Consider the following 6,718-nt stretch of genomic DNA (forward strand, 5'->3'; position numbering starts at 1 on the left):
CCGCTCCCCGGCGCCGGCTGCGCCTGACGGGCAGCCCGCCCGGGGTCTGCACCGCCGCCGCCACCGGAACCGCTGTACCGCTCTCCTCGGCGAGCGGCCGGGGCGGCGCGGAAACGGCCGCGGGTTCGGTCAGCAGGGCCAGCGGCACGAACGTCACCGCACGGGTCCCGCCGTAGGCCGAAGCACTCGAAAGCTCCACCCGGAAGCCCAGTTCACGCGTCCAGCGCCCGACGCAGGCAAGCCCGAGCCGGGGTACGGCGCCGAGCTGGGTCAGGTCCAGATCGTCCCGCAGCTGCGCGGTGGCCTGCTCCAGCACGTCGTACGGCATGCCGAGACCGGCGTCGTCGATCTCCACCACAGCCCCGGCCGCCACCTCCCGTACGGTGACGACGACTTGGGTGGAGGAAGGGGAGTACACCGTGGCATTCTCCAGGAGTTCGGCGATGCTGTGCATCAGCCCCTCCACCACGGGCGGCGCCACGTACAGCGACTCGCCGCCGTGCACCGATACCCGCTGGAACTCCAGGATGCGCGACTTCGCGCCCCGCACGCAGTCGTAGAGCGAGACGGGCCGCGACTCCCGCACGGCCGGCCACACCCCGCACATCACCAGCAGCACCTGCGCCTTGCGGGTCATCTGCGCCGCCGCGTGGTCGGCCTGCATGACCGGGCCCATCAACCGCGGATCGCTCAGCGTCTGTTCGACCCGGTCCAGGACCTCCTGCTGCACCGTCGCCATCTGATGGACCGTACGGGCGACGGCCTCGAAGGCCGCCATCACCGCGTCCCGCATGGCCCGCTCCTGGCGGACGGCCTCGGCGGGCCCCTTCTCGGCGAACCACGCGACCAGCGCGTCCATGTCCCTCGCGAAGGTCTCCCCGGTGGCGTCGGGCCGCGCGAATCTGCCGGTGAGGCCGGTCAGCTCCTGCCCCGTACGCACCTGTTCGACGACGGCCGGCAGCTCGGCCGTCAGGGCGGCGACCGCCGCGCCCCTGGCCTGCGCCGTGCTCTGGTCGCGCGCGTACTCCGCCCGTACCGAAGCGAGCCGGTGACGCAGCGACAGCGCCCAGACCACCGCCAGTACGAACGCCGCCGCACAGACGCCGGCCAGCAACGGCCGCGCCGATTCGGGGAACGCCCAGCCGGCGAGAGCGGCGCACCCCGCCGCCACGACCACGACGATCACTGACCAGGCCGCCCGGCGGGCCGTCCCGCTCAGCACGGCGACCACACTCTGACGTACACGCAAACCACGGCCACGAAGATAGAAACCTTCCCGAAATGGTGGGGCTCCCGGGACGGGAGTGATCGGAAACGTTCAGATCATATGAGCAATTAGGCGACTGCGGGCGGTAGTTGTTCGATTGTTGTCGTCACCACACGCTTCCACCGGCCGACCGCGACGATGAGTCCGCGCGAACAATTTCCGGCATACGGGTATGGAACGGCCCTGCCGGGGCAGCAGACCGATCGCCTTCCGCCAACGGCGGTCAGCGCGGCGACGGCGCGCGAGAAGGTGCCCTTGTCCTGCCGTGCTGAAACGGAAGCTCCATGACCCGATGCCCGACGTCCGCCACGACACGCCTGCGCGGTCAGGAGCCCTCCGACCTGGTGACGACAGTGCGTCAGATGCGTCTGCCGGACGCCGGGGTCCCGGTGCTCGCGCGGTTCCGCTACGACCGCGCCGACCCGTTCGGCGTGACGCTGGTCCTCACCCCGGCCGGCCACCCGCCGGTCGTCTGGCACCTCTCGCGTGAACTGCTCAGCTCAGGTCTCCGGGTGTTCTCCGGCATCGGCGCCGTCCGGGCGTGGCCCTCGCCCGGCCAGGGGGCCGAGGGACAGCTGCGGCTGCGGCTCGGGCCGAGCGAGGCGTACGCCCTCTTCGAGATCGACCGCGCCGGCCTGCGGCGCTGGCTGGAGCGTACGTACGCCTCGGTGCCCAGGGAGACCGAGGCGCAGGGCGTGGACTGGGACGCGCTGACCACCCGGCTCCTGTCGGAGCCCTAGGGAGTGTCCGCGAAGTATCGTCGTCCGCCCTTGGCCAGACGAGACTTCGCGGACGCGACCTAGGTCGCGTCCGGCGTGAGGGGTTCCCCCCGGGACGTGATCACGGCGGCCGGGTCGAGCGTGCGGTGTACGAGTTCCTGGGCGATCTCGCTCGGGCGTCTGCCCTGCCGCGAGCTGTACGCCCGCAGAGCGGCGGCGGCCTCGGCCGGGGTCAGCAGTCCGTCGGCCGCGAGCATGCCCTTCGCCGTCTCCAGCGTCGCCTTCGCCGAGATGACCGCCTGGACCAGGGTGAGGACGTCCTGCGGGCGTACCGGCTCGGCCTCCCACTGCATCAGCGCAACGGCCGTGACATCGGCGAGCGCGCCCGCGAGCCGCAGATCGTCGTCGGACAGCGCGCGGGGCGCGGCGCCGAGCAGGTTGAGCGCGCCGATCACCTGGCTGTTGACCCGTACGGGTACGGCGTGCGCGCTGCGGAATCCCGCGGCGCGCGCCAGCGGTACGAACCCCGGCCAGCGGTCCTCGTGCTCGGCGAGGTCCGCCGCGTCCACCGGCCGGCCGTCCCGCAGACAGTCCACGCACGGGCCTTCGCCGGTCTGCAGCTGGAAGATCTCCAGCAGATCGGCGCGGTCGTCGGACACGGCCATCGTCCGCAGCCCCGCCCGTGCCGTGACCATCATGATTCCGGCGGCGTCAGCGCCGGTGAGCCGTACGCAGTGGTCGACGAGCCGGTCGACGAGGACCAGGGGATCCACGCCAGGGGCGAAGGTGTCGGTGAGGCTGACAAAAGCCTCCGAGATCTGCTGCTGGCGGCTCATGCCGGATCCACCGTCTCTGTCTTCGGCGCCGCGGTGACGGGCCTATTCATCGAGGATCACTCTGTGCGCGATGACGTCCCGGGCGACCTCGGTCACCGTCCGGCTCTCCAGGAAAGCGTACGCGCGCAGCCTGGCCAGGGCGTATTGCGGATCGACGCCGAGCTGCACCATCACCATGCCCGTCGCGTAATGCACTTCCTGGTGCTCGCTCTGCGCCGCGTCCAGCCAGGAACTGACGTCCTGTCCGCCGACGGCCCCCGCGCCGACGTCCGCGGCGTGCAGCCGCATCAGCGACAGCGTGATGGCGTCCCCCGCGGGGAAGGCGAAGGCCATGTCCCGCGCACTGAGGTTGCCCGGCTGTTCCCGGTAGAGATCGAGCGTGCCGACGGTCATGGCCTCGCTGCCGAGCGGCAGGGAGAAGACGGCCCGCACCCCCAGCTCCACGGCACGCTGCGCGAAGACGGGCCAGCGGCGCGCGTCGACGCCCTGGGTGAGATCGCCGGCGAGCACCGGAGCGGCGAGCGAGAGGGCGCTGTGGCACGGCCCGTCCCCCAGCGTGTACTGGGCCTCGGCCAGGGCCTCCGCCACCGGACTGCTCGACCACCACAGCGTGCGCACCTCGGGCCCGCCCGAAAGGGAGACCGAGGCGCCGGTGATGTCGAGCACGTCCACGCACGCCCTGCACAGCGCGGCGGGAATCCCCTGCGCGTCCCGTCCGTCGACCGCGACGGCCAGCGCGTGGAAGAGCCGGTCACGACCGCCGGAGCCGGCCTCTTCCGGCGCGTACGCGTCGGACCGGCGGGTACCGCTCTCGTCGTCCCCGTCGAGATCGCCGGGCTCCATCGCGTCCACCTCCGGCAACGACGCCCGATCGTCGTCGCATTCACCGTCCATAGTATTCACCCCCGTCCGAGGGCCCCGGCCGGACGAGCGCGCGTTAGGCCCCGGGAATCGCGGGTACTGCGGCATACGTCGCCAGCATCCTCAACCCCCACGATTCCGTCACCGCCCCGCGATTGCACCGAAAGGCCAACCTGTGTCGATCAAGGTGTCCGACTTCATCCTCCAGCGGCTGCGCGAGTGGGACGTCGACCATGTCTTCGCCTACGCGGGTGACGGCATCAACGGCCTCCTCGCCGCGTGGGGGCGGGCCGGGAACAAGCCCACGTTCATCCAGTCCCGGCACGAGGAGATGTCCGCCTTCGAGGCGGTCGGCTACGCCAAGTTCTCCGGCAAGGTCGGGGTGTGCGCCGCGACCTCGGGGCCCGGCGCGATCCATCTGCTCAACGGTCTGTACGACGCGAAGCTCGACCACGTGCCGGTGGTGGCGATCGTCGGGCAGACCAACCGCAGCGCCATGGGCGGCTCGTACCAGCAGGAGGTCGACCTGCTGAGCCTGTACCAGGACGTCGCCTCCGACTTCTGCGAGATGGTGACCGTCCCCCAGCAGCTGCCGAACGTGATCGACCGGGCTATGCGCACCGCCTACGCGAAGCGCACCGTCACCGCCGTCATCATCCCCGCCGACGTCCAGGAGCTGGACTACACGCCGCCGTCGCACGCGTTCAAGATGGTGCCCTCCAGCCTCGGGGTCGGCTCGTACGCGCCGGTCCCCGCCGCCGAGGAGATCAGCCGCGCCGCCGAGGTGCTGAACGCGGGCGAGAAGGTCGCCGTCCTGATCGGCCAGGGCGCGCGCGGCGCGCGCGCCGAGGTCGAGGAACTGGCCGACGTCCTCGGCGCCGGCGTGGCCAAGGCACTGCTCGGCAAGGACGTCCTGTCCGACGAACTGCCGTATGTGACCGGCTCGATCGGGCTGCTCGGCACCCGTCCCTCGTACGAGCTGATGCAGGACTGCGACACGCTGCTCGTGGTCGGGTCCAGCTTCCCGTACAGCCAGTTCCTGCCGGAGTTCGACCAGGCGCGCGCGGTGCAGATCGACATCGACCCGTTCATGGTCGGGCTGCGCTACCCGTTCGAGGTCAACCTCGTGGGGGACTCCCGCGAGACGCTCAGGGCACTGCTGCCGCAGCTGGAGCGGAAGAAGCACGGCAAGTGGCGTAAGAAGATCGAGAAGGACACCGCCCGCTGGTGGGAGGTCATGCAGCGGCGCGCGGCCGTGGACGCCGAACCCGTCAATCCCGAGTACGTCGTGCACGCACTCGACGCGCTCCTGCCGGACAACGTGATCCTGACCGCCGACTCGGGTTCCTCGGCGAACTGGTACGCCAGGCATCTGCGGCTGCGCGGCGCGATGCGCGGCTCGCTGTCCGGCACGCTCGCCACCATGGGCCCCGGTGTCCCGTACGCCATCGGCGCCAAGTTCGCCCACCCGGACCGGCCGGCCATCGCCATCGTCGGGGACGGCGCGATGCAGATGAACGGCATGGCCGAACTCATCACGGCCGCCAAGTACTGGTCCGAGTGGCAGGATCCGCGGCTGATCGTCGCCGTGCTCAACAACCAGGACCTCAACCAGGTCACCTGGGAGATGCGCGCCATGACCGGCGCCCCGCAGTTCCTCCCCTCGCAGGAGCTGCCGGACGTCCGGTACGCGGACTTCGCCCGCTCCATCGGCCTCGAAGGCGTACGGGTCGAGGAGCCCGGTGAGGTGGAAGGCGCGTGGCAGCGCGCGCTCGCGGCCGACCGACCCTTCGTGATCGACTTCCGTACGGACCCGGCCGTGCCGCCGATCCCGCCGCACGCCGATCTCGACCAGATCGAGGCCGCGGCCTCCTCGATCGTCAAGGGCGACAGCGACCGGCTGGGCATGATCCGGCAGGGACTGAAGTCCAAGGCGCAGGAGATGCTGCCCGGTCACCGGCACCGCGACGACCGGCCGGGCACCCAGGAGGACGCGTGAGTCCCGGGCCGGACGAACAGGTCGAGCGGCGGGCACCGGACGAGCCGACCGGACTGTCCAGGCGCTCGTGGTGGGCGGTACTGAAAGGCACCGCCAAGGAGTTCCAGGTCGACGAACTCGGCGACCGCGCAGCGGCTCTGACGTACTACAGCGTGCTGTCGCTGTTCCCCGCGCTGCTGGTGCTCGTCTCGCTGCTGGGGGTCGCCGGGCAGTCGGCGAGCGACCAGGTCCTGGACAACCTCAAGCAGCTGACCCCCGGTTCCGCCCGGGACATCGTCAGCGACGCGGTACGGCAGTTGCAGGGCAACGGCGGACTCGGCTCGATCCTGGCCGTGGTGGGTGTGCTGCTGGCGGTGTGGTCCGCCTCGGGGTACGTCGCCGCGTTCATCCGCACGTCGAACGTCGTCTACGACGTGCCCGAGGGGCGCCCGGTGTGGAAGGTGCTGCCGGTCCGCGTCGCCATCACCGTGGTCCTGATGCTGATCGCGGTGGCCAGTTCGCTGATCGTCGTCTTCACCGGCGGCGTGGCCCGGCAGGTCGGCACGTCGCTCGGCATCGGCGACTCGGCCCTGACCGTCTGGTCGATCGCGAAATGGCCGGTGCTGGTCGTGCTGGTCACGGCCATGATCGCGCTTCTGTACTGGGCCTCGCCCAACGCCAAGGGGCGCGGCTTCAGGTGGATCACCCCGGGCAGCCTTGTCGCCCTGGTGCTCTGGATGATCGCTTCGGCGGGCTTCGCCTTCTACGTGGCCAACTTCAGCTCGTACAACAAGACGTACGGGACGCTCGCCGGCGTGATCGTCTTCCTGGTGTGGCTGTGGATCAGCAATCTGGCGATCCTGCTCGGCCTGGAGTTCGACGCCGAACTGGCCCGCCAGCGCGCGGTCGCCGGCGGCTACCCGGCGGGCAAGGAGCCCTACGTCGAACCCCGGGACACCCGCACCTGGACCGAGGACGAGAAGGAGCGGCTGGCCTGAGGACCGGTACGGCCCCGCACACCGGTCAGCGGCCCGCCGTGGTGGCCCCCGGTGCCTCC

6 protein-coding genes are annotated in these 6,718 nt (G+C 71.0%); 3 read left to right on the plus strand and 3 right to left on the minus strand.

All coding sequences use genetic code 11. The annotated features are described in order from the left end of the window. Positions 1–1,222 (minus strand): ATP-binding protein (locus tag HY68_RS33205; RefSeq protein ID WP_241778839.1); only part of this gene is annotated, 1,222 nt, incomplete at its 3' end. Between the two features lie 407 nt (positions 1,223–1,629). Here HY68_RS33205 and HY68_RS33210 point away from each other — a divergent pair. Continuing rightward, positions 1,630–2,007 (plus strand): SsgA family sporulation/cell division regulator, encoded by a 378-nt coding sequence (locus HY68_RS33210; protein WP_052457407.1) that lies wholly within the window; start codon positions 1,630–1,632, stop codon positions 2,005–2,007. Between the two features lie 59 nt (positions 2,008–2,066). Here the strand turns inward: HY68_RS33210 and HY68_RS33215 are convergent, their stop codons facing one another. Further along, a complete protein-coding gene (locus HY68_RS33215) occupies positions 2,067–2,822 on the minus strand; it encodes a GAF domain-containing protein (protein WP_041998883.1) in 756 nt (251 codons plus the stop codon). Positions 2,823–2,864: 42 nt separating this feature from the next. Beyond that, the gene (locus HY68_RS33220; protein ID WP_052457410.1) at positions 2,865–3,716 is read right to left on the minus strand and encodes a GAF and ANTAR domain-containing protein; all 852 of its coding nucleotides are present in this window, start codon (positions 3,714–3,716) and stop codon (positions 2,865–2,867) included. Between the two features lie 142 nt (positions 3,717–3,858). Here HY68_RS33220 and HY68_RS33225 point away from each other — a divergent pair, with 142 nt between their 5' ends. After that, a complete protein-coding gene (locus HY68_RS33225; RefSeq protein WP_241778840.1) occupies positions 3,859–5,682 on the plus strand; it encodes a thiamine pyrophosphate-requiring protein in 1,824 nt (607 codons plus the stop codon). After that, positions 5,679–6,659, plus strand: a complete 981-nt coding sequence (locus HY68_RS33230) for a YihY/virulence factor BrkB family protein (RefSeq protein ID WP_041998886.1) — start codon at positions 5,679–5,681, stop codon at positions 6,657–6,659. Before HY68_RS33225 ends, HY68_RS33230 begins: the two co-directional genes overlap by 4 nt. Positions 6,660–6,718 lie beyond the last annotated feature (59 nt).

This window comes from Streptomyces sp. AcH 505 (assembly GCF_000818175.1).
Classification (GTDB): Bacteria; Actinomycetota; Actinomycetes; order Streptomycetales; family Streptomycetaceae; genus Streptomyces.

Excerpts from the sequence above, each read along its gene's own strand:
- HY68_RS33220 (WP_052457410.1), bottom strand. The coding sequence starts at position 3,716 with ATGGACGGTGAATGCGACGACGATCGGGCGTCGTTGCCGGAGGTGGAC.
- HY68_RS33215 (WP_041998883.1), bottom strand. The coding sequence starts at position 2,822 with ATGAGCCGCCAGCAGCAGATCTCGGAGGCTTTTGTCAGCCTCACCGAC.
- HY68_RS33210 (WP_052457407.1), top strand. The coding sequence starts at position 1,630 with ATGCGTCTGCCGGACGCCGGGGTCCCGGTGCTCGCGCGGTTCCGCTAC.